Source organism: Paraglaciecola arctica BSs20135 (assembly GCF_000314995.1).
Classification (GTDB): domain Bacteria; phylum Pseudomonadota; class Gammaproteobacteria; order Enterobacterales; family Alteromonadaceae; genus Paraglaciecola; species Paraglaciecola arctica.
On record NZ_BAEO01000054.1, the window covers coordinates 20,711 to 46,131 of the forward strand.

The 25,421-nt window shown below is 40.1% G+C and carries 16 protein-coding genes, 1 tRNA gene and 1 pseudogene; 9 read left to right on the forward strand and 9 right to left on the reverse strand.

Annotated elements, in window-relative coordinates; all coding sequences use genetic code 11:
- Window positions 1-33 precede the first annotated feature (33 nt).
- The 6 genes and pseudogenes from GARC_RS27590 to GARC_RS16925 all read left to right on the forward strand — a co-directional run.
- Window positions 34-165: pseudogene (locus GARC_RS27590) on the forward strand (topoisomerase DNA-binding C4 zinc finger domain-containing protein); the annotation flags it as partial.
- A gap of 381 nt (window positions 166-546) precedes the next feature.
- On the forward strand, window positions 547-2,682 hold the full coding sequence (locus GARC_RS16905) for a TonB-dependent siderophore receptor (RefSeq protein ID WP_007622401.1): 2,136 nt from the start codon (window positions 547-549) through the stop codon (window positions 2,680-2,682).
- 103 nt (window positions 2,683-2,785) lie between these two features.
- Entirely contained in the window at window positions 2,786-3,070 is a 285-nt protein-coding gene (locus tag GARC_RS16910; RefSeq protein ID WP_007622403.1) for a hypothetical protein, read from the forward strand.
- A gap of 5 nt (window positions 3,071-3,075) precedes the next feature.
- Window positions 3,076-4,692, forward strand: coding sequence for a PepSY-associated TM helix domain-containing protein (locus GARC_RS16915; RefSeq protein ID WP_007622407.1), 1,617 nt, complete (start codon window positions 3,076-3,078; stop codon window positions 4,690-4,692).
- Window positions 4,689-4,976 (forward strand): hypothetical protein, encoded by a 288-nt coding sequence (locus GARC_RS16920; protein ID WP_007622408.1) that lies wholly within the window; start codon window positions 4,689-4,691, stop codon window positions 4,974-4,976. Before GARC_RS16915 ends, GARC_RS16920 begins: the two co-directional genes overlap by 4 nt.
- Window positions 4,977-5,381: 405 nt before the next feature.
- Window positions 5,382-6,845 (forward strand): carbon starvation CstA family protein, encoded by a 1,464-nt coding sequence (locus GARC_RS16925; protein WP_007622409.1) that lies wholly within the window; start codon window positions 5,382-5,384, stop codon window positions 6,843-6,845.
- Between the two features lie 144 nt (window positions 6,846-6,989).
- Here GARC_RS16925 and GARC_RS16930 read toward each other — a convergent pair whose 3' ends face one another.
- Window positions 6,990-7,697, reverse strand: coding sequence for an NYN domain-containing protein (locus GARC_RS16930; protein WP_007622410.1), 708 nt, complete (start codon window positions 7,695-7,697; stop codon window positions 6,990-6,992).
- A gap of 345 nt (window positions 7,698-8,042) precedes the next feature.
- Here GARC_RS16930 and GARC_RS16935 point away from each other — a divergent pair, with 345 nt between their 5' ends.
- Window positions 8,043-8,834, forward strand: coding sequence for a substrate-binding periplasmic protein (locus GARC_RS16935; RefSeq protein WP_081587574.1), 792 nt, complete (start codon window positions 8,043-8,045; stop codon window positions 8,832-8,834).
- A 117-nt stretch (window positions 8,835-8,951) separates the two neighbouring features.
- On the opposite strand, the gene GARC_RS16940 is transcribed toward GARC_RS16935, so the two are convergent.
- The 5 genes from GARC_RS16940 to nlpI form a co-directional block, all read right to left on the reverse strand.
- A tRNA-Ser gene (locus GARC_RS16940) sits at window positions 8,952-9,041 on the reverse strand.
- Window positions 9,042-9,219: 178 nt separating this feature from the next.
- A complete protein-coding gene (locus GARC_RS16945) occupies window positions 9,220-9,810 on the reverse strand; it encodes a beta-phosphoglucomutase family hydrolase (RefSeq protein ID WP_007622413.1) in 591 nt (196 codons plus the stop codon).
- A gap of 104 nt (window positions 9,811-9,914) precedes the next feature.
- A complete protein-coding gene (gene nadA / locus GARC_RS16950) occupies window positions 9,915-10,973 on the reverse strand; it encodes a quinolinate synthase NadA (protein ID WP_007622416.1) in 1,059 nt (352 codons plus the stop codon).
- 310 nt (window positions 10,974-11,283) lie between these two features.
- Window positions 11,284-12,408, reverse strand: coding sequence for a hypothetical protein (locus GARC_RS16955; protein WP_007622419.1), 1,125 nt, complete (start codon window positions 12,406-12,408; stop codon window positions 11,284-11,286).
- A gap of 2 nt (window positions 12,409-12,410) precedes the next feature.
- On the reverse strand, window positions 12,411-13,319 hold the full coding sequence (gene nlpI / locus GARC_RS16960) for a lipoprotein NlpI (RefSeq protein WP_007622421.1): 909 nt from the start codon (window positions 13,317-13,319) through the stop codon (window positions 12,411-12,413).
- Window positions 13,320-13,565: 246 nt separating this feature from the next.
- Here nlpI and cdd point away from each other — a divergent pair, with 246 nt between their 5' ends.
- Entirely contained in the window at window positions 13,566-13,979 is a 414-nt protein-coding gene (cdd, locus tag GARC_RS16965; RefSeq protein ID WP_007622423.1) for a cytidine deaminase, read from the forward strand.
- A gap of 177 nt (window positions 13,980-14,156) precedes the next feature.
- Here the strand turns inward: cdd and GARC_RS16970 are convergent, their stop codons facing one another.
- Window positions 14,157-21,407 (reverse strand): BspA family leucine-rich repeat surface protein, encoded by a 7,251-nt coding sequence (locus GARC_RS16970; protein WP_007622425.1) that lies wholly within the window; start codon window positions 21,405-21,407, stop codon window positions 14,157-14,159.
- A 263-nt stretch (window positions 21,408-21,670) separates the two neighbouring features.
- Here GARC_RS16970 and GARC_RS16975 point away from each other — a divergent pair, with 263 nt between their 5' ends.
- Window positions 21,671-22,048: a helix-turn-helix transcriptional regulator gene (locus tag GARC_RS16975; protein WP_007622426.1), complete on the forward strand. Its 378-nt coding sequence runs from the start codon at window positions 21,671-21,673 to the stop codon at window positions 22,046-22,048.
- Between the two features lie 58 nt (window positions 22,049-22,106).
- Here the strand turns inward: GARC_RS16975 and GARC_RS16980 are convergent, their stop codons facing one another.
- Window positions 22,107-22,841: a hypothetical protein gene (locus tag GARC_RS16980; RefSeq protein WP_153810955.1), complete on the reverse strand. Its 735-nt coding sequence runs from the start codon at window positions 22,839-22,841 to the stop codon at window positions 22,107-22,109.
- The gene (locus GARC_RS16985; RefSeq protein WP_039989945.1) at window positions 22,811-25,411 is read right to left on the reverse strand and encodes a protein kinase domain-containing protein; all 2,601 of its coding nucleotides are present in this window, start codon (window positions 25,409-25,411) and stop codon (window positions 22,811-22,813) included. The genes GARC_RS16980 and GARC_RS16985 overlap by 31 nt, the downstream gene beginning before the upstream one ends.
- Window positions 25,412-25,421: the final 10 nt, after the last annotated feature.

The following is a 25,421-nucleotide window of genomic DNA, read 5'->3' on the forward strand; positions in this document are numbered from 1 at the left end:
GAAGACCTAGCTAGCTCCCTCAGTCAAAAAAATACCACCACATGCCCAAAGTGTGCTTCACCTATGGTGAAACGGATCGCTAAAAAAGGAGCGAACCTTGGCAATGAGTTTATGGGTTGCAGTAGTTTTCCAAGATGCAGACACATTGAACAACTCTATTTCTGAAGATTCAGAGCAGCTATTTTAAAAAATCCAAAATAAAAAGCGATTCACCACAGAGTTCTCAGAGCGCTGCGCTTCACAGGGTAAAACAAAATGATTGTTAAGATTAACTGCCAATAACGACTTAATCCTACTCCTTAAACATAAACTTTCTATGCTTTTTCTCTGTGCTCCCTGTGTTCTCCGTGGTTCAAAGATCTTTTTGTTTTTACTCTAATTCACTAAAACATCCATCCGAACAATTTTCGGATAAAAAACACTCTAAATTTCACTGCAAGCCAACACCATGAATGCAATTGATAATAGTTATCATTTGCAATACTGTTTGAAATATTTATAATGCGCAAATTAAATGATTAAACACACTTACCGACAGAGAGCGCCATGAATAAAAGTCATACTTTTGCATTATCACCTTTGATGTTGGCTTTGAGCATGCATGCACAAGCAGCAGAGTTAACCAACGAAGAAACAAATACCACTAACGAAACTGATATTGAAGTTATTCGTATTGTTGAAAGCCGTGTGCAACGCATTAGTTCAGGCGCTACCGGACTGGGGCTTGATAGCTTCGATACCCCTCAATCTTTGTCAATCATCGAAAGCGATACCATTAATAAATACAACCTCAGTGACGTTAATAGCCTGTTTAAAAAGATAACAGGTATCAATATTGACCAAACCGAAACTGATCGGACTTATTACAATGCCCGTGGTTTTGATATAACCAGTATGCATGTAGATGGGTCAGGTGTGCCTTTTGGCGATATATTTGTAGGCGATCTTGATACCGCTATTTATGAAAAAATTGAGTTTATTCGCGGCTCTAACGGGCTAATCACTGGGTTAGGTAACCCATCTGGCACAGTTAACTTCGTCAGAAAGCGCCCTAGTAATGATCAGCAAGCAAGCGTAGAGGTAAGTTTAGGCCGTTGGTCAAACAAACGTGCTGTGGTGGATGTGTCTACTCCTTTAACTGAATCTGGAAGTTGGGCTGCCCGCGCAGTGGTTGTGCACCAAGATAAAAATAGCTGGCTAGACCTTTACGAAAATAACCGCACAGTATTTTACGGTGTGGTTGATGGTCAGATAAATGATGATGTTACCCTCTCTTTTGGTTACACCTATCAAAACAATAAGAGTGACGGCGTGACTTGGGGCGCTGTGCCATTGATTTATTCAAATGGAACACAAACCGATTTTGCTGATTCTAGTTCTACCGCTATGGATTGGACTTATTGGGATACCCTTAATCAAACTGCTTTTGCGGAATTAAGTTGGTACATCAACGATAACCTCAACTTCACCAGTAAGCTCACCTACACAGACTACGAAGACGATTCGGAGCTATTTTATACCTATACACAAACTGGGTTTGAGCAAGATACAGGTTTAGGCATGTTAGGTTACCCAGGTAAATATTATGCCGAAGACGACATACTCATTTGGGACAATAGCTTACAAGGTACATTTCAAGCATGGGGATTAGAACATTCGTTCAATCTAGGGGTGAGCCTGGCTGATTCTGAAACCCTGGATCTTGATTCTGCTGCATTGAGTGGATTTGATGTAATGCCTGCATTACCAGGCTGGACAGGAACCGAGGTGGCAAGGCCTAGTTGGGCAGCTCCCAAAAAAGAGGGTTACACAGACGTCACTTTGAATCGTTTTTATGGTTCGATGCAACTAGCCGTGACAGACAACTTAGACTTAGTGTTAGGCGCAAGTTTTGTTGATTATGATAACGAAGGGGAATCATGGGATGTATCCACTTCAACCTCAGAAAATGGCGCTAGCCCATACATTGGCTTTACTTGGGAAGCAACAGAAGGCCTGAATATTTACGCTAGCTACAGCGACATTTATCAACCTCAATATTACCTTAACGAAGACCTGCAACCCTTAGGTTCAGCCGAAGGTCGTGGTTATGAAATGGGTGTCAAAAAACGCTTCGATGATAACTTGTTAGTTAGTTTTGCGGTATTTAGAACCGAACAAGAAAACCTCTATGAATTTATCAAATACGGTGATGGCGACGGCATTGACGACGAAGACTATACCGATGACTTTGATTTCTCTATATATCGTGGCGTAACGGTTGATTCCAACGGTTTTGAATTAGAAGTATCCGGCAAGGTCTCAGAAGAATGGTCTATACAAGGTGGTTTTACCGCTTTAACCATGGATGATGAGAATGGCGACGAGGCCCGTACCTTTATTCCTCGCAAAACCTTAAAGTTACTGGCTGATTATTCTCCTGTATGGAACGAAAAGCTGCATGCAGGTATGTCTGTTCAGTGGCAAAGTGACATGTATTACGAAACCGGTTATGGACGTATCACCCAAGATAGCTACGGGCTAATCGGTGGATATATTCAGTACAGTTTTGACGACAACCTATCCCTCAGTCTGAACCTAGAGAATATTACAGGTGAAAAATACCTCAGCTCTGTGCGAACTGAGCAAGCGTTTAATGGGTCGCCTACTGACTATAACCTAACGGTACGTTGGGACTTTTAAACATCAGCCTGAAGAGAGATTTATTATCTAAATAGGTCTCTCATACTCTGGCATAACACCGCCATTCTAAGGCTAGTTTAGATACCAAAATCGGAAGCAATCAATGAGTAAAACATCGTTCTTATTTCTTAAAAACAAACGCTTTTGGCTAAGTGGGCCAGCAACCTTGCTGGTATCGCTACTTGTTATGCTGGCGATGGCGGTTTGGTTTCCACCGGGTGTAGGCAATGTAAATAACATAATGATGCCACTGTTTATGTTTCCGTTAATTTGGGCGGTTTTATTTTTTTACACTTACCTAGCAACAAATATGCACAAAGCCCAATGGTTACTTGTGGCGTTATTTGTTGTCAATAGTGCCATCCTTACTTTTAAATTTTTAGGTTAATCTTTATGAATGAACAAACCCCTACCCTTCGTTCGAAAGCTAAAGCTTTACTTAGCCTACATTCTTGGTCTGGCATAGTTTTGGGTATGTTACTTTACGCTGTGATATTCACCGGCACAGTAGCAGTGGTGGCCGAAGAAATAGGCGAGTGGTCAAACAGTAATTATCCGCAACACTTAATGCTTTCTAGTGACATAGACAAAACGGTTAAACGTTTGTCAGCACAAACCCCTAAAGAATACCTAGATGAAATTTCTGTTTATGAAAATGATCGTCAACAAATTATCTATTATTTTCACACTCATAAACAAAACCCTTCTGGAGATATGGACGAATACGGGGTGCAATACGCTTTAAACTCACAAGGCGAAATTGTCACTGAAAAAACCGGTTTTGGCAGCGACTTATACGCTCAGGATGATACCTATGCCCTAAGCCGTTTTTTGGTATCTATTCATACTGAGCTGCACATCCCTTCCCCTTGGGGACTAATCCTTACAGGGATATTGGGGCTAGCCATGCTGATTGCTTCGGTATCTGGGTTTATGATGCATCGTCATCTATTTAGCGATATGTTTTCTATTCGTAAACAGCGTGATGGACAGTCGCTGAAACGAGACTCTCACACAGTAGCTGGCACCTGGAGTATTCCCTTTGCTATTTTACTGGCATTTACTGGCAGCTTTTTTAGTTTTTCTACTGCATTTGGTATACCGGCAATGGGTATTGTGGCATTTGGTGGCGACCAAGAAGCATTAATGTACGCCATGGTCGGTGAGCAACAAGATAAAAGCGAAGCACCAATGGCATCAGCGAATTTAAATGCCATGGTACAAGATGCAGTTCAACGACAATCGGCCGTGCCCTCATTTTTATCCATTTCACATATAGGCACCGAGTCTGCCAGTGTACTGACCTTTTTTATGCCAAATGAAGGCAAGGTTGGATACGAACAATTAGTTTACGATGGCACAAATGGCGATTTTGTTGAATATAAACCAATAGTAGGCAGTGTGCCGTCGTTGGGAAGTAGTATATTGTCGCTGATTTATCCCATTCATTTCGGCACTTTTGCAGGTTTATGGTCAAAAATCATTTGGATAAGTTTAGGGGTAGCCGCCTGCTATGTCACTATCACCGGATTGCAACTTTATGCCCACCGAAACCAAAAAAATCAAAGCAGTTGGCAGTGGTTTAGCCGCATGTGTGTATGGGGATTTTTTGGTCTCCCCCTTTGTTCTTTAGCCAGTGCTGTGGGCTTTTTTATTAGCGGCTCGATGGCAACAAACCAAAGTGTTTGGACCCAATTATCCTTTGTAATTCCAGCCGCCTTAATCAGCATATTAAGTTTATCAATTAAAAATATTCAGCTATTAAAAAAGATATTACTAGCAGCTAATGGACTATTTTGCCTGATATTACCTATGCTGCGATTTAGCACTTCTGGCACCGGCTGGTTACAGGCATTACAACATAATATGGTGGCGGTGATGTTTATTGAAATAACCTTGTTGATCTGCTCTGCCTGGTGCTTTTTCGCTTTGTATAAATCAATGCAATTTGATGGACAAAATACCAAACAAACAAGCACATCCTTTGCTGCCCAGGAGACAGCCAAATGAACCACCTTATTATGACTCTGCCTTTTATTGTTTTTAGTTTAGTCATAGTTTTTCTATTGGCTCATACTGATCCTAGGCGTAAGCAGCTTTCTAATAAAACAGACAACACGACTAACAACAAATTTGTTTTATCCTCTTATGGCAGAAAACTGCTTGCATGGAGTTTAGTACTGCCATTTATTCTACTTGCGGTTATGGCAAATTATGCAGGTATTTTAATGTACGCAGGAGCCGTGACCGTAATCGGATGGGCAGTATCTGAATTACCAATATCTGTGGTTTGAATACACAACCACATGAACTCCCATCGGAGTATCTGGGGTCAGAACTGCAGATTTGTCCAAGATCCCAAATAAAAAACAATTCACCACTGAGTTCACAGAGCGCTTCGCTACACAAAGAAAAACAAAATGATTGTTAAGATTAACTACCATTGACGATTAAGCTCTACTTCTTACACATAAACTTTCTTTGCTTTACCTCTGTGACCTCTGTGTTCTCAGTGGTTCAAATTCTTTTGTTAGCTAATTTTAATCGTTGTTTTTATTGATATTTTGTTGAGTTCAATTTTGTTATTATTCTGCCCTGATTTTGACCTTCTTTTAAGTCATTAAGCTAAGCCGTGAATGAATGGGTGAGTGTAACTTTTACGCTTATCACGCGTCCTATAACGAGAGATATACTAAGCAATGCTCATCTTTTTTATCTGTATCACCATATTGATCCTTGGTTATAAGTTTTATAGCCCATTTGTTGAAAAACAAGCTGGGATCGACCCCACTATTGCTACCCCACAAAGTCGTTTTAGCGAGGGTGTAGACTACGTACCTATTCATCCTGTTCGTGCTTTTTTAATTCAATTTCTAAATATTGCCGGTGTAGGACCCATTTTTGGCCCGATACTCGGCGCGCTCTACGGGCCAGTTGCATTGGTTTGGATAGTGTTAGGTAATGTACTTGGCGGTGCTGTTCACGATTATTTCTCAGGTGTGATGAGCATTAAAGAAGACGGTAAAAGTTTGCCTGAAATAGCAGGGCATTATTACAACATTGTATTTAAAGGTGTGATGCTGCTCTTTACCGCTATGTTGCTGTTTTTTGTTGGCGTGGTTTTTATCATGAGTCCAGCAGGTTTATTAAGTAATCTAGATGCATTTCAAGATACCTTTTTGGCAAACAATACCTTTTGGGTGCTGGTGATCTTGGGTTACTACTTTTTAGCTACCTTGTTACCTATCGATAAAATCATCACTAGGTTTTACCCTATTTTTGGCTTGCTGATGATAGTGATGACATCAATGATCGCCATAGCGTTATTAATTGATGCGCCGCATCTACCCATAGCAGGTGATTTTTTTGCCTATTTTGAAGCCGACCATGCCCACGATTTTTTAGCGCCTAATCCCGATGGATTACCGACTTGGCCGTTATTGTTTATTACTATTACTTGTGGTGCTATTAGTGGTTTTCATTCCACCCAGGCACCTATTATTGCCCGCTGCTTGACCAACGAAAAATACGTTCGCCCGGTTTATTACGGTGCTATGGTTTGTGAAGGTGTGGTTGCTTGTGTTTGGGCATTAGCCGGTATTGCAGCTTTTCCTGAGGGATACGCAGGCCTTAAAGCGATGTTGGACACGGGTGGTCCAGGTTTGGTTGTTAATCATATTGCAAACAGCTACTTGGGCGTGTTCGGCGGTATTATGGCGATTGTTGCTGTGGCAGTATTTCCGATTACATCTGGTGATACTGCGTTTCGCTCACTACGTTTGACTATTGTCGACGCATTTAGCATTCCCCAAAGCATTCGTAATCGCTTGTTACTTGCGGTGCCTATTTTAACCATAGCCTATTTCATGACCAAACTTGATTTTACTGTGATTTGGCGATATTTCGCGTTTTCTAACATGCTGTTATCGACCAGTGTTTTATGGCTTGCCACTAAGTATTTATTCGACCGTGGCACTTTTCATTGGGTTGCCAGTATCCCTGCGGTGCTGACCACAGGTGTCACTGTATCCTACATTATGACCGCTGCTATTGGCTTTAATTTACCTGCTGATTTAGGACGCCCTATTGGGGCAGTTGTGGTGTTGGTAGGCTTGGGATTGTTGGTGTTTGTGCATAACAAACATAAGGCCGCATCGGCTTAGGTTTTAATGTAGAACGATTTATAGAACCAATCATTAAAATTGCAACGACACCTAAGGTAATAAAATGTAAAACAAGTGGGTTGCTGCATTTTTTAGTCCGCTATTTAAAACTTTAGCGGACTAAACTATTGGGTATGACTAAACTCATTTAGCCTTACGTTTATCTCGAATATAAGTACCGCTGCCATTTTTCGTCTTAATTTCAAATAGATCTATGGCCGCAAACAAATCGCTTAACTTCTTAAAGCCATAGTTCCGTTGATCAAACGATGCATGATTGGAAATATGCTGACCAATAGTGCCTAAATTAGCCCAACCACAATCGTCTTCTGATGCTTCAATAGCCTGGCGCAACATATTTATTAATTTTGAATCACTTTTGATATTTGGCTTCTGGTGCAAAACAGGTTTTTCATCGGGCTGTTCTTCATCAAGATAGAGGAACTTGGAGCAACTATTCACAAAGGCAGACGGAGCTTTGCGTTCACCAAAACCTATGACAAATTTGCCATCGGCTAAGGCTCTGGTTACTAAAGGTGTAAAATCACAGTCAGAAGACACTAAGCATATTGAATCTACATTTTTAGTGTAGAGAATATCCATAGCGTCAATCACTAGCGCTATGTCAGTGGCATTTTTACCTTTGGTTAAATCGAACTGTTGGATGGGTTGAATAGCGTATTCATGTAACACGTCTTCCCAAGGTTTTATGTTGGGGCTTTTCCAATTGCCATAAGCTTTACGGATGTTTACCACACCGTAACGTGCTAGCTCCGACAGAATAGTTCCTATTTTTGCAGCGGGTGCATTGTCAGCGTCAATAAAAAGAGCGATTTTTTCTTGTTCTTTCACAACGTCATTCCTTTTTAATCCTTATCAGGCGTAACAAAGATAATAGCATTTAAGTTTGGTTTGAAAGAAATGGTAATGCCAAGGCAGTACTAAAAACAGACAATGTAAATCCTTTTGCTCATATAACTACAACTGATGTTGCTGTTAGTAAAACCCGTTTTTGAAGCAAATGAATTTGTTCTCGACAAGTTGCTACTCGGTGGTCCATGTGCAAACGCCAGGGGGGCTAAATATTCCTGACATTTAGTACTTCGTCCCTTTATGTCACCCTCTTAATCAATATAAGTTTTCTTCGTCTGTTACCCCTGTTAGGATAATTTAATTAGCACCAACAGATGAGTTATAGTGAAAGCACTGAGTAAATCAACGGCTTTTAAAAAAACGACCTGCATGGGAAGTAGAAGTGTGATCCTAGGATTGCTGATGTTACTTGCCTTTATTCCCTTGGCTCGGGCTGGTCACTTTGTAGTTGGTAGCGAAAATATCAACTATTACCCCCACTATAAATTTGTCAGCAATCAAACCGATAAAGGTTATGTTTGGGCGGTAATGCACGCTTTTGCCAAAGATTCAGGACACAGCTTTGAGTACAAAGCCTTTCCAATAAAACGCTTACATCGGGAGTCACTGGAAGGCCGAATTGACTTCTCTTACCCGGATAACCCGAGCTGGCAGAGTAAAGAGCGAGACCAAACCGGTAAAATATTTAGCGACAGTTTTATCACTTCCTACGGTAATACTATGGTGCTTGCCACCCGCAAGAGCAAAGGCCTAACCGATTTTGAAACAGTGGCCGTTCCTCATGGTTTTACTTCTGTCATGTATGCTGAATTAGTAGCAAAGAACCGCATCCAATTGTTGGAAGTACCAGATGCGCTTACTGCACTGAAGTTGGTACTCATGGAGAGAGTAGATGGCGCTGATGTGGAATACAATGTGGCGAATTATTTGTTGCACCAACAAGGTCTAAAAGGTGTCCTTATTCATGATATGAGTCTGCCTTCGGACCCTGTGACGTTTCACTTATCGACCCGAAAGCACCCTATTATCATTAAACAGTTGAACCAATTTTTGTCCTCTAATACCGCCTTGCTTAAGGATTTAAAAGTAGCCTATCAACTGATAGAACCTAATTAGGTTTGCCACTAGATATAAAAATGCTATGGCCTTGAAGCAGGTGAACCGTGTGGATACTCATCCCGTCTCAAACCATCAAATACAAAAAAACCCGCTTGATGCGGGTTCTTTTGTATTTGGCGGAGAGCGAGAGATTCGAACTCTCGTTAGGTTTAACCCTAAACACACTTTCCAGGCGTGCGCCTTAAGCCACTCAGCCAGCTCTCCAAATTCTGCTTTTTGTAGGAGAAGTTAAAGCTACTCCTACAAAAGAGGCGCGTATGTTAGGGAAAAGCGCTTGGCTGCGCAAGTAATAACTGCATCCAAAGAGGTGATGCGGTGATTTATTACTCAAATTCCCATTAATAACATACAAAAAACACTAAACGTGTAACATTTAACCTGACTATTGTGGCAAAACTATCTTACCGTTGATGACCATGATGCAGTCCATTCCGGCGTTTTTGGCTGCTAGACGGCCTATTTCAGTGTCTTCAAAGACCACGCATTCATTTGCTTGTAAGCCCATATTTGTGGCGGCTGTTTTAAAGGTTTCACCGTGGGGTTTACCGTGAGTTACATCTGATGCGGTAACAACGGTTTCAAGATGCTCTAGCAAGCCGGTATTTGTGAGCATTCGAATGGCGTTATTACGCTCTGAACCCGTGCCTACGCCCATTTTAAGTTTGCCCTGGTACGCTTGCATCACTTCGAAAGTATCCTCAATAATATTTGGGTTATCGTTAAGGGCGAGAAAGGCTAAACGTTTTGTTTCTGTGACTTCATCTAGATCATGGCTTAGACCATATTTTTCATTGAGTAGTTTTACAATTTCTCTGGTGGGCACGCCGCCAAGGTCATGTATGTATTCCCCATCAAAAGGATAAGCATATTTTTCGCAAGTTTGTTGCCAAGCTAGGCCGTGTGCGCCCATTGAATCAATCAGGGTTCCGTCCATATCAAACACTATGCCTTTGTAACGGCTTAAATCTGGCATTACACTCACTCCTAATATTAAAGTACTACAGTGGTATGAGGGCTATAAATGAAAAAGCCAGCTAAGCTGGCTTTTATCTTGTTGAATAACCCAAAACAATCGAACTAAGCGTTACCCGTCACTTTCATTTTTAATTCGGCTGAAAAATCGAGCATGCGATTTAAGGGTATTAATGCTCGTTGCCGCAAGGCTTCGTCCACAAAAATTTCGTGACCGCTGGAATCTGTAAGTGATTGTTGAATCGCTTGTAAGCCATTCATAGCCATCCATGGGCAGTGGGCGCAGCTTTTACAGGTTGCGCCGTTGCCACCAGTAGGGGCTTCTAACAATATTTTACCCGGTGCAGCTTGCTGCATTTTGTAAAAAATACCGCGGTCTGTGGCCACGATAAAATGGCTATTGGGTAAAATTTTGGCTGCGTTGATCAACTGAGTGGTTGAGCCAACGGCATCAGCCAAAGCAACCACACTAGCGGGCGATTCTGGATGTACTAAAACCGCAGCGTCAGGATAGAGGCGTTTCATATCTAACAAGGCTTTCGCTGAAAACTCGTCGTGTACAATACATTCACCTTGCCACATCAACATATCAGCGCCAGTCTGTTTGGCAATATAGGCACCTAAATGGCGATCGGGAGCCCAGATGATTTTTTCACCTAGTGAGTCTAAATGTTCCACAATTTCTACGGCAATACTTGAGGTTACCACCCAATCAGCACGAGCTTTTACTGCCGCAGAAGTATTGGCATACACTACTACTGTGTGATCAGGGTGAGCATCACAAAAAGCTGAAAATTGATCTTCAGGACAACCAATATCCAATGAACAGGTAGCTTCTAAGGTAGGCATTAATACGGTTTTTTCTGGGCTGAGAATTTTAGCGGTTTCCCCCATAAATTTGACACCCGCCACAATCAAAGTGTCGGCCTCACAGTCGCGACCAAAACGAGCCATTTCGAGTGAGTCTGAAATACAACCACCAGTTTCTTCGGCTAAGGCTTGGATTTCAGGATCAGTGTAATAGTGGGCTACTAACACGGCATTTTTTTGTTTAAGCAGTGTTTTGATTTGCCGCACATATTGTTGCTGTTGCGCGTTACTTAACGCAACGGGCTTGGCTGGAAAAGAGTACTCAATGGTTTTTACGGGAAATAGCTGCGACATAGTCTGTATGTAATACTAACGGGGAATAAAAATGGTTCGAGTAGTATACCATTTTGTTTTTCAAATGACATATTAGCGAGTTAACCTGTATTTTGGTTAAGTCAGACCATACAACGCAGCCATCACTTTACTCATCTTCGTCGAATGCGCACCCAAAATCGGCATACTCCTTCGAAAAACGTCTTTATAAGCACAACAACATCAGCACTAGATGTGTTAAATGACCTAACAAATCAAATGAAAGGATCTAACATATTACTTTTATTAAAGTTACTTTAGGGGAAGTTGCACCTCTTTAACCAAGTTCAGGTTAAAGATTACTGACTCGATTTGCAGAGGTTGTTATGTACTGTTGATACTTAGCTCGCCAAAATTGACTTTCTGATAGGTTATTGGACTGTTCATACAACTGCGCAAAATTGATATGCGCCGATGGTTGATTGGGTGTTGTTTGCAGCTGTTTTTGCCAAGCGCTTAAATAACTAGCTGGAATAAAGGCAGTATCGTGATATTCCATAAAGGTGAGTTGTTTTGATGCTTTATACGCTTGGGAAGTATGGTTATTGCAGGTTCGAGCGGCATATAAGTCAGTGCTATTTTGCAGACCTATTGACTGCCAATAATGTCTATCCACTTTCGATTGTTCTGCTTGCTTAAACACCATATTGGGCGCATCGACGCCTGCACATACACGTTTCGCGAGTTCCTTAGTAAGTGGGTATTCATCTATAAAGCCTGAAAAGTGGGCTAATTCGTGAATAAACACGTCGTAGGTGTCCTTGCGATCGAGAAACATAATACCGTTGTGAACATTGGCTTTGCCTTTGTTGGCAAACATCACTAAATGGGTAAAAGGTAGGTTTTTTAGTTTTTCGGCTAGTGAGGTTAGTTGGCAGCCTAAGCGACCACTTTGTTGCCAATTTTCCTTGCAGCTAAGATCAACTGGGTCAAACCAAGTTACATCATAGATACAAATAGCTAAGGAGCTCAGCCGTGGGTCTTGTGCAAAACGCGCTCTAAAATATTCAGCCTGTGGTAGTGATTCTATATCTGGCGTCACAAACAATATTTTTTGTTTACAGTTATTAGGTAAAGAAGACAGCTGCGGCATAAAGTCAGCGTTATGATTTTTATTGAAGGCAGTGGCGTGATACTGATACAAGCGAATTAAAGATTGTAGTTCTTCATTCAGGTTTTCTGCCGCCAGGGTTGAAAATTCCTGCTCTGCTTGGTGATACTTTTTATTGCGCCACAGAGCTATACCATGGGCAAGTTGTTGTTCAGCAACTTTAATTGGCAGTTGATTTGAGACTTGATTTGAAAAAGGTAGATCTTCAGGCGTAGCGCCAGGATCCTTAGTGAAGTGCGCAACCATCAACCAAGCAGGGATCAGCACACAAGCTAAGGCTATTCCCCATTTGGTAAACAGTGTCATCTTTATTGGGTTTGTAGCTCATCTGTGAGGTTTTTATTAGCCTCATCACGCAATAAGTTAAGTTCTAAGCGAGCGTAGCGGTGTTCAACATACTCAAATACATTAGTACTCAAAGCAAGCTTAAAGTAGTTTGACGCAATGCCTCTGTTGCCTCGGGCAGAATGGTACTTACCTAAATAGAAGTAGGCTTCACATAATCTATCGGTCAATTGTTGTTGGCTGGTAACACCTCGGATCAAGGCGCCTAATAATTCACTTTCAGTGGTTTTTTCAAGATATAAATCCACCAACTGCGTTGCCCAGTTGCTTTCATCTAAATTTTTTCGCAGTTTCGCTAGCTCGATCATCGCCTGAGGTTTATCTATTTCGCTGGAAGCCAGATAACTCCATAGGGCGCGATAAGGATCTGACGCATTACGGTTATAAAAAGTGTCAAAATCACGCACTGCCAAATCGGGACGACCACCATAATACAAAGCAATGCCTCGGTTTAAAAAAGCAAATTCCATATCGGGGTTAATGTCTAAGCTGGCATCAAAGGCTTCGTAAGCTTGGATAAAATCCATTTGCTGGGTGTAATGTACCCCCATAGAATTATAAGCCTCAGCTAAATCAGGTTTTAATTGGATCGCCAAATTAAAATCGTACTGTGCTAATCCAGACAAACCCACACTGTCGTATAAAGTGCCACGCTGATGCAACAGTTGTGCTCTTTGTTCATCTTCTAGATCGGTGTTAGCTAAAATATGGCTGTAACGAGCAATGGCTAATTGTGAACGCTGATTCATAGGCGCGGGTTCGGCTAATAACAAATTCCCCATTTGTTGATTGCCCTGGGTTGAGCCACTGTTGTTGGCACAACCCGATAAAAATGCGCTAAGTAAAATGATGATGCTGAGATGTTTATGCATATAAGTAGAGAAGTTTTACCTGAAAATAGATTATGTCTATGACTCTAACTTTGACTCTAGGTTTCACTACAACCCTTTAATATAGTCAAAAGAAACACGAGAAGTTATGTGCCGTAGAGTCGCTTATTTCCCCCTGAAAGTAAAGTTGCCCTAGCATCAGTGCTAGTAAAATGTGAATTAAACTTGAATCTGGCGCCCAAAATAAAGCAAACTACGCGGCCGAGTTAAATTTGAAGTCTGATTTTTATGACACTTAACCTAACAGCCGAACACAAAATGCTTTTGGCGCTGGCCACAAAAGCACAAAAAAATGCCCATGCACCTTATTCAAATTTTCATGTGGGCGCAGCCATTCTTGATGAAAACGCTCAGCACCATGCTTGTTGTAATGTTGAAAATGCCGCCTACCCACTAGGTCAATGCGCCGAAGCAGGTGCTATTTCAGCTATGATTGCTGCTGGTAGTAAACAGATTAAACAAATCTTAATCGTCAGTCCCAACAATAACTTCTGCCCTCCTTGCGGTGGTTGTCGTCAAAAAATAGCGGAATTCGCTAACGCGGAAACAGAGGTGCATATGGCAACTAAAAGTGGCGACATCAAAACGGTTAAATTTACCGAATTACTGCCGCTGGCGTTTGGTTTTGATAAAAAAGACTAACAATTTTTATCAACGTCCAAAAAAATGCCGCTAAATCTAGCGGCATTTCAATCAGTCAAAATTTGACACTAATCGACATTGATTTAAACCGCAAATCTCGATAACGTTTACCTGATGCTGCAAAGGCTGTTGGTCTTTCATTCAATCCATTTTATTTGATATTTTACATAGTAACGTTTAAGGCCAAATAGGTTCTATTAGTGCGCCTGCTCTTAATGAAAAGTCAGAATGGTCAACAACATTACTAACATCCCATTGAGATATATCAATATCGAATTCAGCAGCTTCATAGAACATCTGGGACATATTAGCGACCTTAGAAACGTCCCATCTTGAAATATTAGCTTTGAAGTTACTAGCATTGCTAAACATACCTTGCATAGTCGTAATGTTACTAACGTCCCAATTGGAAATATCGCCATTGAAGTTAGATGCACCAGCAAACATTCCAAACATTTTCGTTACTTGGCTTGTGTCCCAATTAGAAATATTTGAATTAAAAACTGATGCAAGAGAAAACATAAAGCTCATGTCTTTCACATTACCTACGTCCCATAACGATATGTCACCGCTAAAGCTGGAAGCCGCATAAAACATCGAATACATATTTGTTATGTTGCTTACGTCCCAATTTACTAAGTCACTATTAAAGCTAGAAGCACGATGAAACATATCGCTTACATCGGTTACGTTACTAATGTCCCAGCCAGAAAGATCACTATTGAAACTTGAAGCACCATAGAACATTTTGCTCATGTTGGTTACATTGCTAACATTCCAGTTGGATAAGTCGCTATCAAATTTTGATACGCCGTGAAACATTTGCTGCATATCTACTACCTTTGACACGTTCCAATTTGATAGTTCGCTATTAAAGTTTATTGCTGAAAGAAACATCTTAGATATATAAATAACATTACTTACATCCCACCTTGATAAGTCACTATTAAAATTTTGTGCGTCATGAAACATATAACGCATGTCCCAAACATTACTGACATCCCAGTTAGATAAGTCGCCACTAAAACTATATGCCCTAGCAAACATGGTAATCATTCTTTCAACATTACTAACATTCCAATTAGATAAGTCACCATTAAAAGCGCTTGCGAAATGAAACATACTGCCCATATCAGTAACATTGCTTACATCCCATTGTGATATATCACCATTAAAACTTGTAGCTCGTTCAAACATGCCATACATATTTGTTATATTACTTACGTCCCAATTAGATAAATCACCATTAAAACTTTCCGCATTTGAAAACATGTAAGTCATATTACTAACATCACTTAATATTGGTGTATCAGTTGCTTCGAGCACTAAATTCTTACAAAATGAGAATAAGTTTTCTAAACTCTTCCATTTATTATTTCCCCATTGGTCAATACTTAATAAAGCATTTTGGGTTTCTTCATTACCACATAAGTACTGAAATTGAGGGAATTCTCCTGTCAGTTTTAGTGATATAACCCCTGATTGTTCGTAACTATGGCTCGTGTTTGCGGATTGGTTGCTATTATAGTTACCATCTCCCCAATCTACGCTGTAGTTGTATAGATAGTTGCTATTTGTCGATAGCGTAATCGTTTGTCCTGCTTGAATAAACCAAGTTGTTATAAATGCATCTTTGTTGTCAGTATGGGGACTTTTAAAATAACTTAAGTTGGTAATCCAAGTTACTGTATCTAAATATTCTAAGCTGGCTTGTGACAAGTTAGTCTTGAGTAAATTAGCCGCGCCTAGTGATTGGTTTGCATCTAAATTGACTTCAACGATTGGGTTGTTGCTCAAATCAAGGTCAGTCAATCCCGTCATATAACTTAGTTCACCCACATCTGTAATGTTGCGGTTACTACAAATTAGTGACGTTAAATCAGCAAGTGTTGCGCTAGCTTGCGCGTTAACATGCTCTTGTACACAAGTAGCAAAGTGTTGGTCAGCAAACGTAATACCTAGTACCACATTATTTTGTGGCACTACTTGAACATCAATTTGCATGTTTTCACTCCCTCGTAAAAACACGCCGCCCGACTTATTTTTCACATAGAAGTGTTGTAAACCAGTGGTGTTTGGCGTGCAATCAACTGTTGCACCAGTTGTCGTCACATCATAAACACTAGAGCACATTTGTGAGCCCGCCAGCGACATTGCGATACTGTTTGGAATACTTGAACCAGAAACGGTAAAGCTAGTGCTTTTTCCAGCAATCGCACTTGTTGGCGAAACACTATAAAGCTCGGTTAGCATCTCTGGTTGGTTATTGATCAAAAAAGGCACAGGATTAACAAAACTTCTGTCTGTACCATATCCTAAGTTAACTGTTGGGAAGTCTGATTCAGCATCCCAAATACCAAAATGTAAATGCGGCCAATCTTCTTGGCCATTTTCAGTGCCTACGAAATAATGCCCTACAGTACCAAGTATCTCTCCGGCCAAAACGATGTCTTCTGCTGCTAGACCGTCCGTTGCGTTAACATGGCCATAAAGTGCGTGAAAATTATCGCCATTAGCCTTGGTATGCATCACAACAATAGCCCCACCTGGTAACGATGGCGTTGCACCACCAAAACCGGCTGCGTTTGTTAGCACTTTAACCACTTGCCCTCTGGCCATTGCTAGCACATTATCGCCAACAAAAGCTGGGTAGTCTTTGGCTAAGTGGGTTGTATTATCGCCATGCCAATCTCTATCAAAGGCTCCGGAATAACCGCAATCTCTGCATGGTTGAATGAAGCTGTTGCCATTATTGGCTGATACATTGATCATTAACGACTCTGCACCAGAAATAACACTGCCGCCTTCTACTTCTGGCTTATTTTTTATAGAAAAAACTAGCTGCTGTTTATTTGTATCAGGGATACCGCAAGTAATGGTGGCCGTGGTGTTATTAACCCAATCAACATCTGAACAGCTATCACTGTCCTCTAGAGCTGCAACTAAAGTTGAAGGTAGGTTTTCTCCTGTAATTGTGAACAAAACTGAAGAGGTGCTCGCCACAGCATTTAGTGGATACAAAGATGAAAATGTTACTTGCGCATTTTCAGCTTCTTTGATGGTTGTTGAAACCTCGTAACTGCCTGTACTTTCTCCGACAGCATTACTTGCTGTAAGCGACATATAATAGGTTGTGTCACTGTCTAAGTTAGTCATCTGATAGTTTGTGGCTGTTATATTAGTTACTGTTACAACGTTATCCAACAAACCACCGGTAGTGCTGTAGTAAAGTGTATAACTGGTAGCACTAGGAGCTGCATCCCAGCTTAAATTAATAAAACTTTCTCCTGGAACAACAGATATGCCTGTAAGGGTGGCTGGTATCGCAAGCTCAGTTACTGTAGTGCCAGCAATTTCATTAGAAAAAGTACTACTCCCGACACGGTTAGAAGCCCCAAGAGCAAAATAATACTGAGTACCTGGGTTAAGCTGAGTTACCGTGACCTGTGAAATATTATTTGAGCTTGCTATATAATCCATCGTCCCATCTGGATTAAGCTCAGTTATCGTGGTCTGTGAAACACTACCTAAAGTAAGGCCAGTTGCTGAATTAATCGTGGACGTGGGATCATCACCAAAACTCTGTGTTGAATAAAAAAGCGAATAACCACTTGCATTAGAGTCTTCATCCCACTGAATTATAGCATCTGTTATTCCCATTGTTGCCGTCAGTCCTGACGGCTTTTGTGGTTTTACTCCATCTGGTTTTGGTACAATGCTTACTTCATCACCTATAGCGCTCTCTGCCATAGTGTTGTTTGCGGACACAACAAAATAGTAACGATAACCGTTGGTTAAATTATTAATGGTATAGGATGTTTCGCTGATAGATTGAATTTTAGTTGCGTATTCAAGGGTAGTAACTAGACCGAAACTTTCCTTTGCGTAATATAGGTTATAGCTCGTAGCATTTGGCAGAGCATTCCAACTTAAAAGGACTTCACCGTCACCGACCGTTGCACTTAGGCCTTTGGGAGGGTTAGGCTGGGGGGTTGCTGTAATCTCTACTGATGGATCACCTTCACCTTTTGCATTAGTTGCGGAAACACTAAAGTAATACTCTGTACCATTACTCAGACCGAGAATAACTTTTTGCTTTGCGCCGCACTCATTACTCAACGCATTAACGTTAGTTCTGTTAGAGAAACCTGTGGTTCTATAGTAAATAGTATAGGCTAGCACGTCTTCTTGCAGACAATCCCATTGTAGGCCAACATAGCCATCACCAGGTTCGATCACTAGTTCATTAGGTGCCAAGGGCGGATAATAATTTGTTTCGGGTGACTGAACATTCACCGTCATTGCGGTAGACAGCTTACCTTCATAATTAAAGACACTGTAATATTGGAAGCTACCAAGTTTAGGAGGCAGAGTTAATTCGAACTCTATAGTGGCCTTACCACCACCATTATTAATTACATTGAGTACTTGATATTCCAAGCCATGTAAATCATCGCTTTGTAAATCCCAAATACTATAATCATGGCTAGATATGCTGAAGCTAGGAGCAAATTGGCTAAGAAATTCCTCATTACCAACCACTTCGAAATTTAAATTTAATGTCAGCTTTTCCCCCGAAGCCCCTTCGATCAAAATGGGAGGGTCAAAACGATCATCAATTTTCCCTACATTAAGCTCTCTGTCATTAATTTGATAAGATTCAACAAAAAAGTAGGGGTTTTCATCAAGCTCGTCTTGCTCGTACGCTGTTATCACCATTGCAGCAAACGCAGCTTCTGGTGTTAGGTTTTCAATTTCTGCACAATCCTGTTCTGTACAATACTGATTGTATGGAGTGTAGTTTTTGGCTTCTTGATGGGCTTTTTTGTAGCGATTGCTATATTGATACATGTCTTCAATATTATTGAAAAAATCTTTGGCATTGATATCAGGTATCGAGCTGTACGACGATGATAGCCAACCATCGTCAGATATATAGCCAGCATTCTCAAAGTGACTGTATTCCGCCCTTTGCCCGTCAGCAATACCCAAACCTTCCCTTAGAGAAAAGTAAAGTTCCATTTGTTTATTTAAGGCAATATCGTTTGCCGCTTTTACTAGCGCATCACCTATTTCTACTGGGTTATAGACTGGCAAAAGCTTGCCTACTCCATATTCGATGACTTCCGACTTGCTAGTTGGCAAACCTATGGCTGTTAGGGCTGCAGCAAGAAATTTTCCGCTTACTAATTTTGCAGCTGTTCCCAAAGCCGCTCCTGGGATAAATTTTATGGCGTTCAAACCCTTTTTAACATCATTCCAGCGCTCTTGAGCTTGTTTTATAACCTGATCATTTGGATATAGATAGTTGTAGGCGGTAAGATATTTTGCATCATTGTTGATGCCATTTGGGTGTTCCGCATCTATGAATGTGCCTGCGAGCACTTGAGACAGTGTTATTGTTTGATTAATCCCAAGAAAATGATCATAAATAGTGTTTTCTGACTGTGAATACAATTTTTGATTTAACACTCTTTCCCAACGTTCATCATCCCACATTGAAACGCCTGCATCCCCCTTATAATGATTCGCCATTAGCTCTTTTATTTTTTGAAGATGTAACGCTAATTTTTTACAGGATTGTCGGTAACAATCATCGTATTTTTCAACGACAAAGGTAGTAAAATGATCTGTTTCAAAATAAACCAGTGATTTATTGGTGTCTATGTAGATCGGTAGAAGGTAATCTTTCTCTCCATCTGCGGAGTAGCGAGCTATTCTTAATTTTTCGACTGAATTATCGCTTTGATAAGGCATTGATATGGTAACAGGCTTGTTAAAAACTGTACCTGCGGGTCCCAAAACTAAAGGCATGCTAACAGCAACCTGTTCAACGGGGACTATTCCTGACTCAACCTTATTTACCTGTACCTTGAGATTGCCCGTTGTCGCTCCAGACGGAATGACTACACTACCGCTATTAAATACTGGCGACAAATCGATCACAGTATCCACATCTTGACTCGTTTCTTGTTCTATCGCTAACTGAGTTTCAACTGCATAAAGTTTGTCTTTTATTTCACCAACAATCTCACCTTGATAAAATAGCTTTGCGGTTAGTTCATTAATGCCACTTTTTTGTATCTGCAGGCCTTGGGATAAGTCGCTTGCTTCTCCATCGATAAACCACTCAGTAGTGATACCAGAAGGTAGTTGATTGGTACTTACCTCTAATTCAAAAGGAATAATCTGGTAATTACCTCCATTAACAACTATTTCATTGTCAAAAACAAAGTTAAGCCGCTTAAGGCGTTCAGATTTCGGTTTGTTTTCATAAATCGCGGTTACATACGAGTCTAAAAGCTGTTGATAATTTAATGTGATCCTGTTTTGATCCTGCAATGGGTTAAAGGCTAAGGCATCAATATAGTCAACACTGCCATCTTGATTTAAGTCACTTAGCCATGTTTCAGATAGCTCGTTTAATCGGCTAGATAAGTTAGAAAAATCACTATTTAAGCTGTCGTCAAACGCTATTGTATAGAGCATTTCTGTAAGCAGGGTAACTCGGCTAACATCAAGTTTTAGCTGCTCACCGGTCAAAATGGTATAAAAACTTCCTTGGTTATTAACCTTTTCGTCTTCAACAATAACGCCGTCGTCGTCAGGGTCGGTATCAACACCGTTACTCACCTCCAACACGTAAAAATCATTGTCATCTATAGATAAGCCACTAAAACTAAAATACCCGTAGTTATCTAGGTTAGATGACGTCGTTGTTTCAGCTATTAATTCGAAGCTTTCTGCATCAAGCAGTCTAACAGAGCCCCCAGAAATCAAACCCAATTGAGCAACTCCGCCTATAACCGGCGTTACCGTCACCGTCACGCTATCAGTAACCTTTGCCCCTGCGTTATCGGTTATTGTTAATTCAAAATTGAGGATCGTCGCTTCGGTCAAGGCGGGGGCTGTAAAAGTAGCAATAGGATTTTCAGTATTATTTAAGACGACGTTAGTGCCGCTAGTTTGACTCCACTGATAGCTAACAATAGAGCCATCGCTATCAGTAGCCGAGCCAGACAATGTCACAGCTGTTTGTTCATCGACGCTTTGATCATCACCCGCATTCACTATCGGCGCCTGATTAACATACACAAAATTAGCCGTAATTGAACACGCTGACGATAATGCGCCTGTTGTATAAGTAGTGCCACTTAATGAACCATTACAACCTATAACACTATCGACAACATAGTTATCATCTGGCGAGATGGTAAATGACGTTGTTTTATCTTTCTCAACTTCAATCGAAGTAGGTGAAATACTGCCGCCACTAGAAACTTGAGTTGAAACACTAAAGTAGGTAGTGCTTGGCTCTGGGTTAACAGGTGTCTTCGGCGTTTCACTGGTTCCGCTGACTCCCCCTCCGCAACTAGATAAAAGCAGACTGACAAGGGATAAAAGAAAACAACGTTGGGCGAGGTTCATGTTTAGTTCATTCCATTTTATTCAAGCGCACAAATATAAGCGTGATTTTTTAATCACTCGAATAATCGGTTACTAAGAATTTACACTAGCTAAAATTGCTAGGTATATAAACACTTGCACCTTACAAACTCCTTCCCTGAATCGCGCATTAAAAAAATAATTTATTTTTTGGAAAAATTAGCGAGATTTTCGTGGATAGTTTTTTATCAGGGAATTAGCAGAATAAAGCCACTGTTCATTTATCAGATATCAGAATTTGTATCATGGCAAAACCCAAACGTTTTACTGCTAAGCAGTTCACGCAACAACTAGACCAGGTGATTGATTCACTTATAGAAGGTAAACATGTCCGGCCTGCGTTGATTCAAACCGATGTTCAGATAAGAGATATTGCCCAAGCTTTTGCTGTTAACTCAGCTACCTTAAGGCGTTGGTGCCAAGAACATACCGCTCTTAGCCCCCGTCAATATTTAGCGATATACAGAATGGGACAGGCGAAGTATTTGTTAAGAATGGGACTAAAACCTTCAAAAGTATCTCAAAGACTTGCCTTTACTGAGCATAAAAATTTTTCGTCGGTGTTTAAAAGAACAACTAACAATACGCCCAGCCAATTTATTCAAAATCATAACAATCAATGACTAATTTTGTGTAACAACAAACACTCAACAAATAGCTGTAATACTAACCTTTACAGATCTAATGTGGATTAACCACAGTAAACCTTTCGTTTGATACTGACCATTTTCCATTATCGGCAATGATAAGTATTTTGTAGGCATTACCTTGGCCGTTGAATTGTGAAGGGTCCAGCAAATACCCCCCAGTATTTGGGGCGTTTATAACGATGTTGTACCAACGCCTTTTAATAATAACTTCACTGTCTGCATATAACTTATTACCAATATTACTGGCGTCATCATGCAGAACATAAATAGAAACTTGCTTACCCCCAAGTAAATCCTTATTCCACTCAATTGTATCTATTTCTCCAATTCGATATACCTGATACTCCTTGGGAATAATCATACTGTCGACTAAAAGGGACTGTTTGATATAGTGTTCAAGACCATTATTAATACTGACCCCAGAAGCAATAGAGAAAAAGCCGTCGCTTATTGCCCAGTAACCTAAGTCAGTGACTATAAGTACTTTAAAAGAATGTCTACCATTGGCCATAAAATGATATGGATCGATTTTTAGCTCTCCAACGTTAGCGTTATCTTGAGATGCTAATTTCCAATTGATGTTTTGAATTTGCTGCCATGTACTAAAACCTTTTGTATCGAAATTATTTTTTCCATTTATAAATATTGCGACTTTTTCACCAGGCATTTTATTCGCTTGCCATGTAATAGAGTGTTTTTTCCCAATTGTTAAATTATCCCCGGCAGAAGGTGATGTTACGGCATGCACTCTTCTTGATTTGAACAATTGATATCCGCTTGGTAACTGGTAGGTAAATTTTGTTTTTTGCTGCTATAAGTTGACGAATTATCATGGGCGAGTTCGAACACAGTGTGTTGCTGTTCAATGCTCAGTTTACTTTGATCAATAGAGTTTAATAATTCAGAGGCTTTTTCTTTATCACCAATTGAAAAATACGCGTTAGTGTAAGCCAATAATTCTTCATCTAGAAAATGTCGTGCAGTTGACGCCTCAAATTCTGATACAGCCTGCTGAGCTCGACCTGAAATCACTAAAATGTTGACGTATTCAACGTTCTCCTGGCTATTCTTTTTAAAATTAGTCAGCTTGCTTAAGGCATTTTCAAACTTGTCATCATTAAGTGCTAAATAACTCTTAGCCGTTAAGGAAAGTATATTAAAAGTTGCATTTTCATCTTCTATTGTTTCCCGTTGCTCAACTGCTTCAATAACACTTTTATAGTCACTAAGGCGAAAAGCCATTTCAATTTCTTGTTCTAAAAACAACTCACAAACATTAGATTTTAATTCGCCACAGAGCTGTACCCCAAAAGTATTGTAGGTTCTTGCAAGTGCGAACTCATGAGCTGCAAAATACAAATTGAATTGTTGCAAGTATAAATTGAGTAGCTCGTTCTGATAATTAGGAAGTAATTGGCGGTAGATTTCTTCTTGTTTATTTAAGAAACTTTCTGCCGGACGTTGATCATCATTATTGACGGTCACATTGAAAGCTAGGCCATATAAAGAAGCTAAATCTGGCTGAGTGTTGTGGTAAATTTTTTCAGCCATAACAATTGCATCGTGCATTTCAATATTAGCTTCTTCTAATTGCGCTTCAGTGATGTATTGCTGGGCTAAGAATGCCTTATACCAAACTTGAGTGATATCTGAATTGTCTAACGCTTTTAACTCACTCAACAAACTCCTTACTTCATCAGAGCCAGATTTAATAGCAATTTCAAGCGCCACTTTTAAGCGTTCAAATTGTTGTTCTGAAGTGCCACCTAATAATTTTGCTTGTGATAACCACTGTTGGGTTAATGTTTGATTGGCTTGATGAGCGCTTATTTTTGCTAAAATCAATAAGGCATCAAGTTGATGCATTAAATTGTTATCTTCACTTTGTATTAAGGCAATAGCTTGCTCATGTCTGCCTAACATAAATGCAATCTTCGCTTTTATTAATTGCCCCTCTATAGTGATGTTGTCTAAATCGGAGATTACGTTTTCCGCGTCTATTATGAGCCCCAAATTTAGTAAACTGTTCGCTAAGGTTATTAATAGATGTGTTTTGGTAATAGGGTCGTTGATGTGCTCTTTGCCTATTAATTCAGTACCATATTTCAGCAAATCTGCTGCACTTAAGTTTTCACTCTTGGCTAAGCTAGGTGATGTTGCGCTTAATATATTTTCGTAAAATTTGAGTATGTTTTGACTCTTTTGATTAGCGGCAATTAATTGGTTGTTTTGTAGACTAAGAGTGATACCAATAAATAAAAGTAAAGTAGGTAGAAAAACAGATGATATTGCTGAAACCGGAGCTCTTTTAAGCCACTTTCTGTATTTGTAAATAGGATCGCTTCGATACCACAATAGAGGCCGTATGCTTAGAAAATCGCTAATAGATACCGATAGCGAATGCGCAGTATCAAATCGTTCATTAGGTGAAGTACTGCATGCACATTTAATAATTGCATCAATCTCACTATTTTTCTCAGTATGACTAACACATATGCGTAACACTTTACCTAATGAATAAACGTCGCTTGATGTAGTGATTGACTCGCCATTTATTTGTTCAGGACTTGCATATCCCCGACTTGCCGCAAGAAAAGACTGGGCTGATGGGAGATCATCTGCAGGTTCAGAAGAATGACTTTGGTATCTTGCAATACCAAAGTCCATTAACTTAGGCTCGCCTTGTTTATCCACTAAAATATTGGAGGGTTTAATATCAGCATGAATAACCATATTTTGGTGAGCTTCATGAACGGCATTACACACTTTTTGAATGAGTTTTAAGCGGGCTTTCAAATCTAAATTGTTTTGGTCACAAAAACTGTCAATTGGTAGTCCATCAACGTATTCCATTACCATGTAGGGCATGCCGTTTTCGGTTGCATCAATGGTGTGAAGCTTAGCTATATTGGTATGATCTAAATTTGCTAAATGCTGCGCTTCTTTTTGCAGAAAGTTTTCGCCCGCCAAAGCGGCAATAGACGGATAAACAAATTTTATTGCAACTTTATGCTCTAGTTGACCATCATTTCGTTCACCTAAATAGACAGCTCCCATGCCTCCATGGCCTAATTTTCTAGTGAGTTTGTATAAACCAACCTGAGTTCCTTCAAGATTAAAAATACGATTATTTTCAACCAACGAATCAGCTTGCCAACCAATTAATGCTTTAAATTGGGTGTTTTCTTGGTTTTTGTAGTGAGCATCAATTAGCGAAGAGGTTTCACTATATAACTTGTCATCCACTTGAATAAACGCAGGTAAATTTTCCAACATATTATCTTCATCGAGACGAAGTAAATGTTGGAATAATAAGAGGGAATTATCAAATTTCACGGATTAAAGT